Origin of the sequence: Thioclava dalianensis, from assembly GCF_000715505.1 — a bacterium.
GTDB classification, from domain to species: Bacteria; Pseudomonadota; Alphaproteobacteria; order Rhodobacterales; family Rhodobacteraceae; genus Thioclava; species Thioclava dalianensis.
The window spans coordinates 124,387-138,819 of sequence record NZ_JHEH01000007.1; the positions used below are offsets into that span (position 1 = coordinate 124,387).

Below are 14,433 nucleotides of genomic sequence, written 5' to 3' on the forward strand. Positions count from 1 at the left end.
ATCGCCCCGTGCAGGCTCAGTACCATTTGGCGACCGGCGGCAGGCTCATCAGGACGGCATCGGCATTGTGCCCGGTCTCAAGCCCGAACTTGGTGCCGCGATCATAGACGAGGTTATATTCGGCATAGAGACCGCGATGGCGCAGCTGTGCCTCGCGATCCGCCTCGGTCCACTCCTGCACCCGGCGCGCCTCGATCAGCGGCTGGAAGGCAGGCAGGAAGGCCGCGCCAACCGCCTGGGTAAAGGCGAAATCCGCCTCCCAATCGCCCGTGTTGAGATCGTCGTAGAAGATCCCGCCCACGCCCCGCGCCCGGCCCCTGTGGGGGATGAAGAAATACTCATCCGCCCAAGATTTGAAGCGCGCGTAATAGTCGCCATCATGGGCATCGCAGGCCGACTTCAGCGCGCCGTGGAAATGCGCGGTATCGTCGTCATATTCGAGGCACGGGTTGAGATCAGCGCCGCCGCCGAACCACCACGCGCCGGGTGTCCAAAACATCCGCGTGTTCATATGGACCGCCGGGCAATGCGGGTTTTGCATATGCGCCACCAGCGAGATCCCCGCCGCCCAAAAGCGCGGATCCTCGGCCATGCCCGGCACGCCGCGCGCCGTCATCGAGGCCTGCGCGCGCGTGCCTAACTCGCCCCAGACCGTCGAGATATTCACCCCGACCTTCTCGAAAACGCGCCCCTCGCGCATCACGCTCATCTTGCCGCCGCCATGATCCTCGCCCGCAGGCCCCTCACGCCGCGTCGGGGTCACCTCGAAGCGGCCGGGCGCTGCATCGCTCAGCGGCCCCTCCGAATGGCTGTCCTCCAGCCCCTCGAAGGCACCCACGATCCGATCGCGCAAATCCGAAAACCACTGGCTTGCCTGCGCCTTGCGGGCGTCGAAATCATCGGTCATCTGGAAAGGCCCTCGTATTGCTCGGCTCGTTTCATAGCAGGGTGGCCAACAGGCCGAAAGGCCGCGATTGATCGAAAGCCACGCGCGCCGTAAGCTGGCGCAACAGGAGACCCAACATGCGCCTTACCCTCATGATCCTAACGTTGATCGCGCTCACCGCCTGCGGCACACCGCAAGAGCGCTGCATCCGGCAATCCACCTCGGAGCTGCGCCGCATCGACACGCTACTGGGCGAGGTGCGGGCCAATCTCGCGCGCGGCTATGCGTGGGAGGAATACACGGTGACCGTGCCCAGTTGGGATGTCTGTGGCACCCGGACCTACACCAAGAATGGCAAGCAGTTCGAGCAGCCGCAAATGTGCATCGGCGACGAGACCGTCACGCGGCGCAGACCGGTGCCTATCGACCCGGTCGTCGAGACGCGCAAACGCGACAATCTGTTGGCCAAGAAGGCCGAGCTGAGCAAGCTCGCGCGCAGCCAGATTGCGCAGTGCCGCGCGCTGTATCCCGAAGAGAAAAATTAAGCCGCGCTGCGGCTCAGAAGGCCGGGACCTGAACCCGGTCCAGAAGCGAGCGTCCGCCATCGATGGTGACGATCTGCCCGGTCACGAAGCTGGAGCCGGACGAGGCGAGATATTGCACGGTCTCCGCCAGCTCGGAGGGCGGCGCGATCCGGCCCAAAGGCGTGCCTTCGCAGATCGCCTCGCGCCAATCGTCATTCTCCTTGAGTGCCGATTGCAGTGAGCGCGACATCACCGAGCCAAAGCTGACCCCGTTGACCCGGATCCGCTGCGGCGCCAGCGCCACGGCCAGCGAGCGGATCGCCTGATCCTGCGCGGCGCAGGCAATCGAATAGGCCATCAATTCCGGCTGCGTGCGGCATGAGGCGAGCGTCGAGACATTGATGATCGAGCCGATCTCGCCCTCGGTGCGGCCTTCATCCTCGCTCTGCTTGATCATCCGCCGCGCCGTCATCTGCGAGATGCGCAGCGAGGCGCGCATATTCTGATCGAGCATCTGGTCGAGCACCTCGGTCGAGGGATCGAGCGGGTCGCAAGGCGCAAAACCACGCGCGGTGTTGACCAGCACATCAATCCGGTCGAATGCATCCACCGTGGCGGAGAGCAGGTTCTTCACCGCAAGCTTCTGACACAGATCGCCCGCGAAATAGCGCGCGGGGCCTTCGGATTTCGCGGTATCGCCCAGCTCGGAGGCGAGTTTCTCCTCATCGATATCGGCAAACATCACCTGCGCGCCGCGGTCGAGAAAATGCCGTGCAATCGCAAGGCCGATCCCGTGGGCGGCGCCTGTGACGATGGCAGTCTTACCGGAAATGGATAGCGACATGGCTCACTCCAATAAAGGTTGGCGGAAGGGTCCGCACTTAGCGCCGCACGCGTGCGGGCGGTTTGGCCGGGGCCGCGCGCGCGGGCTCGCGGGCCGTGATGACACCTTGCGCGCGGGTAATCCGAAAGCGGGTCGAGCGCCCGGCAGGCGGCGTGATTTCCTCGATCTCGCGGAAGGAGGCTGCCAGCGCATCGGCATAGGGCAGATGGCGGTTGGCGACCATCCACAACGTCCCGGTCGGCTTGAGCAGGCGGGCGGCCGCGGCGATGAAGGCCTCACCCAGTCCGGGCTCGGCATCGCGGCTTTTATGAAAGGGCGGGTTCATGATCACCGCATCCACCCGGGTCTCAGGCGTCAGGCGGGTCACATCGGCCCAGTGAAACAAAGCGCGCGGATCGCCTATATTGCGCCGCGCACAGTCGAGCGCCGTGGCATCGGCCTCATAGAGCGCGATCTGCTCGACCCCCGGGTGTGCGAGCGCCTGCGCGGCGAGCCAGCCCCAGCCCGCGCCCAGATCGGCGATCCGAGCGGGCAATGTCTCGGGCAGGCTGGCCGCCAGCAGCGCCGAGCCCTCATCCACGCCATCGGCGGAGAACACCCCCGGACGGGTGACAAAGCCCGCTACCGGCTCTGCATCACGCGCGGCCCAATCGGCCAGCGGAACCGGATCTGCCGCGAAGCGCGCGATCTTGCCATGAGCCTTGGCGACCGGCTGACCGAGCGGCACCAGCCCGCGCAATTCCTTAAGCAGGGAATCGATGCCTTCGGACTTGGCCCCATCGACATAGATCGCCCCGCCCGGCTCCACGCAGGCCGCGGCCTGCGCGATCAACGCACGGGCCTGCGCCTTGGCGCGGGTCGCGAAAACCAGTGCAGCGGCGAAACTTCCCTCGGGCGCGAGCGTCACCGTAAAGCCGCGCGCGGCCAGCGCATCATGGTCGGGTTTGTTGGGTTGGATCACGACCACGCGCTCTTGCGGCAGCACCGTCAGATCCTGCATCCCGCCCGGCGCGAACACCGCGATCCGTCCGGTCTCGGGCAGCGCATCGGGGGTCTCAAGGGCAAAGGACAAACGAGAATGGCTCATGACGTCGCAGGTATCCCGATTACAAAACGCGCCCGTCCCTTACGGGGGCGGCGCGCCATTGGCAAGCAGCGGCGCCCTCAGCACCAAGCTGCGCTGATCAGTCTTTTTCCATCGTGCATTGCAGCGGATGCTGATGACGACGCGCGAAATCCATCACCTGTGCTACTTTGGTTTCAGCGACCTCGAAGGAGAACACGCCCACCACGGCCAGCCCCTTTTTGTGGACCATCAGCATGATCTCGAAGGACTGGGCGTGGTTCAGCCCGAAGAACCGCTCAAGGATATGCACGACGAATTCCATCGGGGTGTAATCGTCATTGAGCAGCATGACCTTATACATCGGCGGGCGTTGCGTTTTCGGCCGGGTCTTTGTGGCGACACCGGTTGCGCCTTCGCTGTCGTCCTTGTCATCGTCGGACATCATGTAAAGCGGCTCGGTCAAGGCATCTCCGGAGGATCAGGATTCGTTGAGGTCTCTGGCGGAATATAGGGTCTCCGTGTCATATGAAAAGCCTCACCGGACGCGAATGACAAGGGCAGGCCATGCAACTCAGTACAATTGGCTTCGATGCGGATGATACGCTTTGGCACAACGAGCGGTTCTTTCAGCTCACCCAAGCACGATTCGCCGAACTGATGGAGCCGCATGCGGGGTCGGATCACCTCGCCCAGCGTCTGATCGCGGCGGAGCGGCGCAACATCTCGCATTACGGGTTTGGCGTGAAGGGCTTCACACTGTCGATGATCGAGACCGCGATTGAGGTCAGCGACGGTGAGGTGCCCGCGCGCGTGCTCTCTGAGATCCTTGAAGCGGGGCGCGAAATGCTGACCCACCCGGTCGAGCTGCTGCCCCATGCGCGCGAGACGATTGAGGCGTTGCGCGGCGCGTTTCGGATCTTGCTGGTGACAAAAGGCGATCTGATCGATCAGGAGCGCAAGCTGGCGCAATCGGGGCTCGATGCGCTGTTCGACGCGGTCGAGATCGTCTCGGACAAGACCGCCGAAGAATACAGCCGCATCTTCACCCGCCACGGGACCGGAGCGGCAGAGGGGCTGATGGCGGGCAACTCGCTGAAATCCGACGTCCTGCCGATGATCGCGGCGGGCGGCTGGGGCGTGCATGTGCCCCATGAGCTGACCTGGAGCTTTGAGCAGGCAGCGCCCCCCGAAGACCCTGCGCGCTTTGCGACCCTGCCGGATTTGCAAGCCCTCCCGGCTCTGGTCGCGCGGATCACCGCCACGGGATGCGCATGATCGCGCCGGTGAAAACTTCGGGATTTACCGCGCTTCATCCGCCCCATGATCACGGCATCGGGGCGCGCTTTGCCCACCGACGCACACCACCTGTGGTAGGTGACGCAGCGGGCCGATATCTACATATTGTGGTCGAGGCCGCGCAAACATCTATAAAGTGCATGAATGTCGCAATCAAACCGCTTGAAAATACGTAGTTTTCAGCGCGCAAAACCCGTGGTAACCTTAGAGAAATTGACCCTCCACACGTCGCCACAAGAGCGACAAAAAACAACCGGGGGGCGAAGAGGCAGTGAAAGGGCAAGAACCGTGGCCACGCTAGCGTGCAGGGTCCGTGCAGGGCTATTCGTCATTCTACTCGCAACACTCGCGCCCCTCGGGGCCATGGCTGCGCCTTTTGCAGCCTATGTCATGGACATGCGATCGGGCGAGATGCTGTACGAGAAAAACGCCGATACGCCGCTGCATCCGGCATCGCTGACCAAGATGATGACGCTCTACATCACGTTTCAGGCAATCGAACACGGCGAGTTCAGCCTCGATTCCATCGTGACCGTCACCAAGCATGCCGCCAGTCAGCCGCCGTCGCGGCTTGGTCTGCGACCGGGCCAAAAGATCGCGGTGCGCTACCTGATCCGCGCCGCGGCGATCAAATCGGCCAATGATGCCGCCGCAGCCCTTGGCGATTACATCGGCGGCTCCGAGGCCGGATTTGCCGTGCGGATGAACCGCACCGCCAAGCAGATGGGCATGAAAAACACCCATTTCGTCAACGAGAACGGTCTGACGCGCAAAGGGCACCTCTCCTCGGCGCATGACATGGCGATCCTTGGCCGCCACCTGTTCTTCGACTTCCCGCAATATTACAACATCTTCTCGCGCCGCTCGGCCGATGCCAAGGTCGCGACCGTCTATTCCACCAACCGCCGCTTCCTGAACGCTTATGAAGGTGCGGATGGCATCAAGACCGGTTATACGGCGGCCTCGGGCTTTAACCTGTGCGCCTCTGCCAAGCGCGGCAACAAGCGCATCATCGCGACCGTGTTCGGCGGCACCTCGACGGCAAACCGTAATGCGAAAATGGCCGATCTTCTGGATCTCGGCTTCCGCAAGGCGCCCGAGAACGCGCGCACCCTGCCGCCCACGCCGCCGCAATATATCCCGCCCAGCTCGAGCCCGGCGCTGATCGCCCAGAACCTTGCGCCCAAGACGAGCCTGCGCCCCGATGATCGTCCCGATCTGCCGCAAGCCGATGGCGATGCGATTGCCCTCGCGCTGGCCAAGGCGGTTCAGAACGATCAGGTCGATGACAGCGTAACCGACACCCCCGAAGACGTCGCCGAAAACGATGCAAGCCCGGCAGATACGACTGTTGTCGCGGATGCGGGCCAAGTGGGGATCGGCGCAGATATCACCGCAAGCCCGCGCCCCCTGCCCTCCCCGCGCGCCATTCAGGTGGCTGAGGTCAAGAAGGCCCAACCCGCTGAGGTCACCGGGGCAACCCCGCTTGCACAGGCCGCCAAATCCGATGCAGAGGCCGCGACCCCCAGCGACATCCAGCTTGCTTCCTACGACCCGGAGGGCACGTCGGACGCCGCCGCCCCGAGCGGCCCGAAATTCGTCCAGTCGACGCAGCCCCAGCCCGAGACCGAGGAATTGGCCAAGGCCCGCGCGATGGATCTTAGCGAGCGCTCTCCGGGCGCTGCCGCTCAGGCCATCACGAACAAGCCGGAGGCCACCCCGCAGGCCAAATCCGACATGATCCTCGCAGCGCTCACCCCCGAAGCCCCGACCCCTGCGGCCAAGCCGCGCGTTGTGTCGCGTGTCTCGACCTCGGGCGGGCGCAACTGGGGCGTCAGCCTCGGTCTGTTCGGCTCGCAATTCGCAGCCGAGCGGCACCTGCTGACGACCGCCTTGATGGATAGCGACACGCTTGGCAGCGCGCTGCGCAAGGTCGCGACCCGCACCACCGGTTATGAGGCGAACTTTGTCGGCATGACAGAGAACGGCGCGCAGCTTGCCTGCGCCCGGCTCACCGCGCGGGCGATGGATTGCAAGGTTATTGGCCCCTGACCTCCTCCCCAGAGGCCAAGAAGAAAAGCCGCGCTCCTGCAGGATCGCGGCTTTACTATGGGCGAGGTTAGGGCGTCCGTTGCGCGCTCAATCGCTTTTGGGCCGGTCGTCATAGGTGTCGGACAAGATCCGCTCGGCATCGCCCTTGGGATCGTCATATTGCCGCGAGCGCAGGGTCCAGAGGAACGCGAGCAAACCGATCCCGCCCAGAAAGAGCGATATCGGGATGAAGTAGATCAGGACATCCATGTCGAACCCTCAGCGCAGCCGCAATGCATTGAGCGAGACGGTAATCGACGAGGCCGACATCGCAAGGGCCGCCAAAAGCGGCGTGGCCAGACCGCTCAGCGCCAGTGGCACGGCGACCACATTATAGAGGATCGAGATCGCGAAGTTCTGCTTGATCCGGCGCCGCGCGGCCCGCGCGATGCGCGCAGCCTCCGCCACCGGTTCCAGATCCTGCCCGAGCAGCACCATATCCGAGGCCGTGCGTGCGGCATCAAGCGCGGAGGCGGGCGAGATCGATACATGGGCCCCCGCCAGCGCCGCCGTGTCGTTGAGCCCGTCGCCCACCATCAGCACATGCGCGCCCTGAGCGCTGAGATCCGTGACAAGCTGCGCCTTCTCCATCGGCAAGACGCCCGCCCGAAATTCGGTGATACCAAGCCGCCCCGCGAGATCAGCCACGGCGGGTTCGACATCGCCCGACACCAGCCAGACCGATTTGCCCTGCGCCTTGAGCCCGGCCACCACGGCTTCGGCTCCGGGGCGCAGCGCATCGCTGAAGCGGATCGTGCGGGGCAACTGACCTTCGATGCTCAGATGGGTGGCCGTCGCCTGCCCGACCTCGGCCCCGATCCAATCGGCGCGACCAAGGCGCACCTCGCGGCCCTGCCAGCGCGCCGCGATGCCAAAGCCCGGCACTTCGCGAAGATCTTCCAGATCCGCCGGGCGCGCATTCGATGCGAGCGCCGCTGCGTGCAACGCCCGGGCCAGCGGATGCGCCGAGCCTTCCGCCAGCGCCATCGCGACGCTCAGCGACGTCTCATCCAGCGCATCGAGGTTTTGCGGGCGCGGCGTGCCAAGCGTCAGCGTGCCGGTCTTGTCAAACACCACCGTGTCGATCTCAGCCAGCCGCTCAAGCGCGGTGCCATCCTTGATCAGCAGGCCACGGCGAAACAGCTTGCCGCTGGCCGCAGTGACGACCGCAGGCACCGCCAGCCCCAGCGCGCAGGGGCAAGTGATGATCAGCACGGCGGCGGCGATATTGACCGCCAGACGGAAATCCCCGCCCGTGCCCCAAGCCCAGCCGCAAAACGCCCCGAGCGCCAACAGATGAACGACCGGCGCATAGGCGCGCGCGGCGCGTTCGGCCAGCGAGGTATAACGGGTGCGCGCAGATTCCGCCGTGGCCACGAGATCGGCCATCCGGTGCAGCGAGCTATCGCGGCCAGCCGCCGTCACCCGCAGGCTCAACGGGCCGGTAAGATTGACCTCGCCCGCACTCAGAACGGCACCGGGGGTCACCTGAACGGGCAGCGTCTCGCCCGTCAAAAGCGCACGATCCGTCTCGGAATGCCCCGCCTCGACGATGCCATCGGCGGGAATGCGTCCGCCCGGGCGCACCCGCACCAGATCGCCGACCCGCAGCTCTCCGACGGGAACCACGACCTCGCCTTCTTCGCGCAGCACGGTGGCGCGCGGCACTTCCAGCGCCGCCAATTCCTCGGCGGCAGAGCGCGCCACCGCACGGGTCCGGTAATCGAGATAGCGCCCAACCAGCAGGAAGAAGGTGAGCATGGTCGCGGCTTCGAAATAGGCATGCGCGCCCGAATGCGCGGTCTCGAACAGCGAGATCCCGAGCGCCAGAAGGATCGCGAGCGAAATCGGCACATCCATTCCCAGACGCCCGCCGCGCAGCGCAGCGAGCGCGCTTTTGAAGAAGGGTTGGCCTGCGAAAAGCGTGGTCGGAATGGCAATCGCGGCGGAGACCCAGTGGAACATGTCGCGCGTGGCGTCCTCTGCCCCCGACCAGACCGCGACCGAAAGCAGCATGATGTTCATCATCGCAAAGCCCGCAACACCGATCCGCATCAGCAGATCGCGTCCACGCCGGTCGTTTTCGGTCGCGCTCAGAAGCCCCGGATCGAGCTCATGCGCCTCATAGCCGATCGCATCGAGCACGCCCACGAGCGCAGGGGCCGTCACCTCCGCCTCGGCCTCGACCGACACCCGCTTGAGGGTCAGGTTCACCCGTGCCGAGCGTACCCCGGGTTCGGCCATCAGCGCGCGTTCGACATCGGAGATGCAGACCGCGCAATGGGCCGTGGGCAGCGAAAGCATGATCCGCGCGCCCGCCTCTTGGGCGGCCTTCCGTGCGATCTGGTCCGCCGAGGGCGCCGCGATACAGGCCGGACAGGCAGAGGGCGAGACGCGCTCGCGCCCCGTCTCGAACCCTTCACCCTGTGCCGAGGTCAGCGTCATCGGATCACCCCTTCACAAACAGCTCGAGGCGCTGACGAAACAGCGTCCCATCCGCGGCTTTCGCATCGAGATGCACAAGCCACGCGCCGGAGGTCAGCGACATCGGCGCGACATAGCTGCCGCCCTGCTGGACGAAGTCGGGCGTGATGTCTTCGCGGGTATGGGTCGTGCGCCCGACCACGGCGCTCAGCTCGCCCACCTTGGCGGGCAAGCCGTCCGCGTCGCGTATTGTCAGGCTCAGAAGGCCGTTGTGATAGTCCGGGGTCACGGTCCAGCCAAGGGCCTCTTGCGCGGCGCGGTTCTTGTCGAAGACCTGCGAGGCGACGTAGGAGTTGTGCACCTCCAGCCCCGGAAAGGTGCTGACCGCGTTCCAAGCCATCACCAGATTGACCGTGATGATCACGCCAAAGGCGCTCAGTGCAATCAACAGAACCTTGCGCCCCGTCATCGGTTTTGCAGTCGTGCTCATTTCGCTTTCCCATTGAAGACAGTTTCGGTCGAGGCCCGGTCGGTATTGGCGGTATCTTCCACCCAAACCTGCACTTCGGTGCGGTCGGAAGTTGCCAGCTTCGAGCCGGGCGCGGCCATGATATAAAGCCGCTGTGTCATGGTCTCATCCGCGGGCACCTGCACGGTCGCACCGCTTTGACCTTGCAGCGACAGGCTAAGCGAGGATTGCGCGATGCCCTCGGGCGCTACGACACGCACGCGGAAGGTTGCGTCTTCGCCCGCCTTGTTGCGCAGCCGCAGCGTGTAGATATTGCGGATCGCCCCGTCAGGCTCGACCACGAACAAGGGATCGCGGTTCGGCGTGATATTGAAATCAATCGGAGAGCGCATGAAAAGCGCCACGATCAGCCCGACCCCGATGCCCCCCCAAAGTGTGAAATACAAAAGTGTGCGCGGGCGCAGGATATGGCGCCAGACATTGATCGCGGGCTGGCCCGCCCGCTCGCTCGCCTCATCCTTGAGCGCCATATAATCGACCAGCCCGCGCGGCTTGCCGATCCGGTCCATGGTCTCGTTACAGGCATCGATGCACAACCCGCAGGTGATGCATTCAAGCTGTTGGCCGTCGCGAATATCGATCCCCATCGGGCAGACATTCACGCAGGCCATACAGTCGATGCAATCGCCCTGCGTCGGGTCGTGCTGACCTTTCTTGAGCTTGCCACGCGGCTCGCCCCGCCATTCGCGATAGGCGATGGTGATCGTGTCCTCATCCATCATCGCGGCCTGAATGCGCGGCCATGGGCAGGCATAGATGCAGATCTGCTCGCGCGCGAAGCCGCCGAAGGCGAATGTGGTCAGCGTCGCCACCGCAATCGTCGTATAGGCGATGGGCGAGGCGGTGCCGTGGACAAGATCGACCAGAAGCTGCGGCGCATCGGTGAAGTAGAACACCCAAGCCCCGCCGGTCGCGACGCCGATCAGCAGCCAAAGCGTCCATTTGGTCAGGCGCTTGCGGATCTTCTCGGCAGTCCAGTTCTGCCGCAACAGCCGGATGCGCGCATTGCGATCCCCCTCGACCCAGCGCTCGACGAGGATGAACAGATCCGTCCAGACAGTCTGCGGGCAGGCATAGCCGCACCAGACGCGTCCCAGCGCCGAGGTGAACAGGAACAGGCCAAGCCCGGCCATGATCAACAGGCCCGCGACAAAGTAGAACTCGTGCGGCCAGATCTCGATCATGAAGAAGAAGAAGCGCCGATTGGCGAGATCTAGCAAAACCGCCTGATCGGGAAGCTCCGGGCCGCGATCCCAACGGATCCAGGGCGTGACGTAGTAGATCCCGAGCATCACCGCCATCAGCACCCATTTGAGCGTGCGGAAACTGCCCTTCACGCGGCGCGGAAAGACGGGCTCGCGCGCGGCATAAAGCGGCGGCGGGTCGGAGGCTGGCTCAGAGGAGGTCACGACTCACTCCATATCATTTTTCTGTGTCGACAATCCCTCTTCCTATGACACAGTTGTGAACGCATTGACCTGCGTCAAAAAGTCAGATGCGAGACCCCGGTCAGGCCCGATCAACGCAGCCCCTGCGCCGTCTTGAAAAGCCAGCTGATAAAGGCGCGCAATTGCGGGCGCTGAACGCCGGGGCGGGTCACGACGTAATAGCCCTTTTGCGCGCTGTCCTCGAACAACAGACGCAGCCGCCCGGCCTCAAGGTCTTCCTCGACCCAGACCCGCGCGGTAATCGCGACCCCCTGCCCCCGGCGCGCGGCTTCCAGCATCAGATTGCCGGGCATCGAGACCATGCCCGCGGGCGCATCGCGCACCGAGGCGTGCTCAGCCAGCCATTCGCTGGCCTCATTGGTGCCCAACTCCTGCAACCACGGAAACCCGCTCAGATCGGCGGGGCAGCAATCATAGGGCACATCGCCCACAAGATCCGGGGCCGCGACCACGACGATGGGCGAGCGCACCAGCAGCCGCGCCTCCAGACCGGGCCAATGCCCCGAGCCGTAGCGCAGCGCCATCTCGATACCACCCGGCGCAAGCGTGCTCAGCGTCGCCCCCGGATCGATGCTCAAGCCGACCTCGGGATGGGCCGCGCGAAAGTCCGGCAAGCGGGGCAGCAACCACGCAGAGGCAAAGCTGGGCGTCGTCGAGATCTGCAGCGGACGGTTCGCGCCCTGCGCGCTCAGCGCCGCCAGTCCTTCGGCAATCGTGCCAAACCCCTCGCGCAGGGATTGAGCCAAGGCACGGCCCTGCGCGCTCAGAACCGGACGCGCGCCGCTGCGATCCAGAAGGCTCACCTCCAGCCGGTCCTCAAGCGCGCGCACCTGCTGGCTGATCGCGGCATGCGAGACATTGAGCGCCCGCCCCGCCGCCGACATGGAGCCTGTCTCCGCCAGCGCGGCAAAGGCCCGCAATGCGGCCAGCGGCGGCATCTCTCGCCAATCCATATTGTAACCTCAACTTACAACCCGGAATTCTTCCTGAGTCGCCATGATAACGCGTGTGCTGCATATTGATAGCATGTTAACCGCAGAAGCAGGAGGCCGAAATGAAAGACAGAGTTTCGCTTGATATCTTCGAGCGCGCCCGGATGGGGCTGGATGCGACCTGCAGCGCCTGGCTGCACCTGCCCAACCTCTACTACCCGCCAGCACCCGATGGCGCGCGCGGCCAGAGCGGCACACGCCAGCGCTGGTTCGGCAAGGGGAGGATCAAGGAATGATTGGCATCTGGGCCCAGAGCTTTCTGATCGCGACTGGTTATGATCCGCACGACCTGCGGGTGCAGAGCCTTCACAACGCCGTGCGACAGCGCGAATTGCCTTGTCCCGAGCGGCGGCGCTTCCATTTAAAAAAGCGGTAACCCTCAAACTGAAAGAGGGCCCCACGGGGCCCTCTTTGTTATTCAGACTGTCGTCTTCTGGCAGGCATCCCCGCCAAGACTGCCGAGGTTACTGACCACCGCCCAAGTTGTGCACGTAAGCAGCAACCGCGCGAATATCGGCCTCGCTCAGGCGGGTGTTCCAGTTTGGCATCACGCCATAGCGCGCATTGGTCACCGAATAGGTCAGCGTGTCCACATCCCCACCGTAAAGCCAGATCGCATCCGTCAGATTGGGCGCGCCCAAGGCCTGATCGCCGGTGCCGGTCTCGCCGTGACAGGCGGTGCAGTTATCCATGAAGATGCTCTCGCCTGCGCTGGCCAGAGTCGCGTCATTCTCTTGGCCCGAGATCTTGCGGACATATTGCACGACCTGCGCGATCTCTTCTTTCGACAAGATCTGGTCGCGACCAAAGGCTGGCATTTGCGAGAACCGGGCCTCGCCCTCGGGATCGGTCTCGTTGCGGATGCCGTGGGTGACGGTGAAATGGATGTCGTCAATCGTACCGCCCCAAAGCCAGTCGCTGTCGAGCAGGTTGGGATAGCCAAGGCTCGAATTGCCGCCCGCCCCTGCCCCGTGACATTGCGCACACCACGTGCGGAAGATGGCCGCACCCGCGTTCTGGGTGTAGTTGCTCAGCTCGGGATCGCTGGAGATCTGATCAAGGCTGACCGAGACCAGCTTTTCCTGCACCGGCTTGTTCATCGCGGCGAATTTCGCGACATCGGCACTCAGATCGGCTCGGGTCGAGCTCCCCAAGATGCCGGGCGTCGCGCCGGAGGCAAAGATCGGCCATGCGGGCATCGCGATCGAATAGCCCACACCCCAGATTACGGTGGCGTAGAAGGTCCAGAGCCACCAGCGCGGCAGAGGGTTGTTATATTCCTCGATCCCATCCCATTGGTGGCCGGTCGTCTCGACCTCATGCGGTTTGGTCTTTTTGTTCGGTTTCTTGCTCATTTCTCCACGCCTCCTTTGGTCACGTGGGACTCAGATTCATCCTGCGACTGCGGGTCGCCGAACGGCTCTTCAGACGGGTCTAGGGGGCGGGTGTCGTGGCGAAACGGGATCTCGGACGTGTCGTTATAGGTCCGCCGCGCGCCGGGCCGAAACACCCAGAAAACGATGGCCACGAAGAACGCGAAGAGAAAAATCAGAAACCAGCTATCCGCGAATTCCCGGAAGATATGATAATCCATGTCTTCCCCCTTATCGGCTGGCGGTGGGTTGGAAGGTCGAGAAATCGACCATCGTCCCGAGCACCTGAAGATAGGCGATCAGCGCATCCATCTCTGACACGCCGGGGCGCCCGTCGAAGTTGCGCACATTCGTTGCGTTCGGATAGCGCGTCAGCAGCCCGTCCGCGTCGCTGTTGGGATCGGCCTGCGCTGCGAAATCGGCCTTGGCGTTCTCGATCATGTCGGAGGTATAGGGCACGCCGACCAGCGCATCCGTGCTCAGACGGTCGTCGATGAATCTCGCATCCACCATGCGGTCGGCCAGAAACCCGTATTTGGGCATCACCGATTCCGGCACCACCGATTGCGGATTGGTCAGGTGATCGACATGCCACGCATCCGAATACCGCCCGCCCACGCGCGCCAGATCCGGCCCGGTGCGCTTGGAGCCCCACTGGAACGGATGGTCGTATTTGCTTTCCGCGGCCAGCGAGTAGTGGCCGTAGCGCTCGACCTCGTCGCGCATCGGACGGATCATCTGGCTGTGGCACACATAGCACCCTTCGCGGATGTAGATGTCGCGCCCGGTCAGCTCGAGCGGCGTGTAGGGGCGCACCCCTTCCACGTCCTCGATGGTGTTCTCAAGATAGAACAGCGGTGCGATCTCCACGATCCCGCCCACGGTCACCACGAGGAACGAGAAGATAAGAAGCAGTGTCGCGTTGCGTTCAATGACGCCGTGCTTGTCAAGAAGTCCCAT

General features: G+C 64.0%; 16 protein-coding genes and 1 pseudogene. 5 read left to right on the plus strand and 12 right to left on the minus strand.

What is annotated here, in order from left to right; translation table 11 throughout:
• Positions 1 to 16 precede the first annotated feature (16 nt).
• Complete coding sequence (gene hemF, locus DL1_RS08215; protein ID WP_038064742.1) at positions 17 to 907, minus strand: oxygen-dependent coproporphyrinogen oxidase; 891 nt, start codon at positions 905 to 907, stop codon at positions 17 to 19.
• Between the two features lie 116 nt (positions 908 to 1,023).
• Between hemF and DL1_RS08220 the strand changes: the two genes are divergently transcribed.
• Entirely contained in the window at positions 1,024 to 1,431 is a 408-nt protein-coding gene (locus DL1_RS08220; protein WP_038064745.1) for a hypothetical protein, read from the plus strand.
• Between the two features lie 13 nt (positions 1,432 to 1,444).
• On the opposite strand, the gene DL1_RS08225 is transcribed toward DL1_RS08220, so the two are convergent.
• The 3 genes from DL1_RS08225 to clpS form a co-directional block, all read right to left on the minus strand.
• Positions 1,445 to 2,254 carry an SDR family NAD(P)-dependent oxidoreductase gene (locus DL1_RS08225; protein WP_038064747.1) on the minus strand — a complete coding sequence of 270 codons (810 nt, stop codon included), beginning with the start codon at positions 2,252 to 2,254 and terminating at the stop codon, positions 1,445 to 1,447.
• A gap of 37 nt (positions 2,255 to 2,291) precedes the next feature.
• Entirely contained in the window at positions 2,292 to 3,341 is a 1,050-nt protein-coding gene (locus DL1_RS08230; protein ID WP_038064750.1) for a class I SAM-dependent methyltransferase, read from the minus strand.
• A gap of 97 nt (positions 3,342 to 3,438) precedes the next feature.
• Positions 3,439 to 3,765 carry an ATP-dependent Clp protease adapter ClpS gene (clpS, locus tag DL1_RS08235; RefSeq protein WP_038064868.1) on the minus strand — a complete coding sequence of 109 codons (327 nt, stop codon included), beginning with the start codon at positions 3,763 to 3,765 and terminating at the stop codon, positions 3,439 to 3,441.
• 119 nt (positions 3,766 to 3,884) lie between these two features.
• On the opposite strand from clpS, the gene DL1_RS08240 reads away from it, so the two are divergent.
• Complete coding sequence (locus tag DL1_RS08240) at positions 3,885 to 4,595, plus strand: HAD family hydrolase (protein WP_038064753.1); 711 nt, start codon at positions 3,885 to 3,887, stop codon at positions 4,593 to 4,595.
• 384 nt (positions 4,596 to 4,979) lie between these two features.
• A pseudogene (locus DL1_RS22345) lies at positions 4,980 to 5,730 on the plus strand (D-alanyl-D-alanine carboxypeptidase family protein); the annotation flags it as partial.
• A gap of 1,025 nt (positions 5,731 to 6,755) precedes the next feature.
• Here the strand turns inward: DL1_RS22345 and ccoS are convergent.
• The 5 genes from ccoS to DL1_RS08270 form a co-directional block, all read right to left on the minus strand.
• A complete protein-coding gene (ccoS, locus tag DL1_RS08250; RefSeq protein ID WP_038064758.1) occupies positions 6,756 to 6,917 on the minus strand; it encodes a cbb3-type cytochrome oxidase assembly protein CcoS in 162 nt (53 codons plus the stop codon).
• A gap of 9 nt (positions 6,918 to 6,926) precedes the next feature.
• The gene (locus DL1_RS08255) at positions 6,927 to 9,152 is read right to left on the minus strand and encodes a heavy metal translocating P-type ATPase (protein WP_038064761.1); all 2,226 of its coding nucleotides are present in this window, start codon (positions 9,150 to 9,152) and stop codon (positions 6,927 to 6,929) included.
• Between the two features lie 4 nt (positions 9,153 to 9,156).
• Positions 9,157 to 9,621: a FixH family protein gene (locus DL1_RS08260; protein WP_051693426.1), complete on the minus strand. Its 465-nt coding sequence runs from the start codon at positions 9,619 to 9,621 to the stop codon at positions 9,157 to 9,159.
• Complete coding sequence (gene ccoG, locus DL1_RS08265) at positions 9,618 to 11,069, minus strand: cytochrome c oxidase accessory protein CcoG (protein ID WP_038064763.1); 1,452 nt, start codon at positions 11,067 to 11,069, stop codon at positions 9,618 to 9,620. Before ccoG ends, DL1_RS08260 begins: the two co-directional genes overlap by 4 nt.
• Positions 11,070 to 11,179: 110 nt before the next feature.
• On the minus strand, positions 11,180 to 12,061 hold the full coding sequence (locus DL1_RS08270; protein ID WP_038064765.1) for a LysR family transcriptional regulator: 882 nt from the start codon (positions 12,059 to 12,061) through the stop codon (positions 11,180 to 11,182).
• A 101-nt stretch (positions 12,062 to 12,162) separates the two neighbouring features.
• Here DL1_RS08270 and DL1_RS21540 point away from each other — a divergent pair, with 101 nt between their 5' ends.
• Positions 12,163 to 12,336 (plus strand): hypothetical protein, encoded by a 174-nt coding sequence (locus tag DL1_RS21540; RefSeq protein WP_156022724.1) that lies wholly within the window; start codon positions 12,163 to 12,165, stop codon positions 12,334 to 12,336.
• Positions 12,333 to 12,476, plus strand: coding sequence for a hypothetical protein (locus tag DL1_RS21545; RefSeq protein WP_156022725.1), 144 nt, complete (start codon positions 12,333 to 12,335; stop codon positions 12,474 to 12,476). The genes DL1_RS21540 and DL1_RS21545 overlap by 4 nt, the downstream gene beginning before the upstream one ends.
• Before the next feature lie 88 nt (positions 12,477 to 12,564).
• Here DL1_RS21545 and ccoP read toward each other — a convergent pair whose 3' ends face one another.
• From ccoP to ccoO, 3 genes are read right to left on the minus strand one after another with little or no spacing between them, the layout of a single operon-like run.
• Entirely contained in the window at positions 12,565 to 13,455 is an 891-nt protein-coding gene (ccoP, locus tag DL1_RS08275) for a cytochrome-c oxidase, cbb3-type subunit III (protein WP_038064766.1), read from the minus strand.
• Positions 13,452 to 13,694 (minus strand): cbb3-type cytochrome c oxidase subunit 3, encoded by a 243-nt coding sequence (locus DL1_RS08280; protein ID WP_038064768.1) that lies wholly within the window; start codon positions 13,692 to 13,694, stop codon positions 13,452 to 13,454. Before DL1_RS08280 ends, ccoP begins: the two co-directional genes overlap by 4 nt.
• Before the next feature lie 10 nt (positions 13,695 to 13,704).
• Positions 13,705 to 14,433 (minus strand): cytochrome-c oxidase, cbb3-type subunit II, encoded by a 729-nt coding sequence (gene ccoO, locus DL1_RS08285; protein WP_038064769.1) that lies wholly within the window; start codon positions 14,431 to 14,433, stop codon positions 13,705 to 13,707.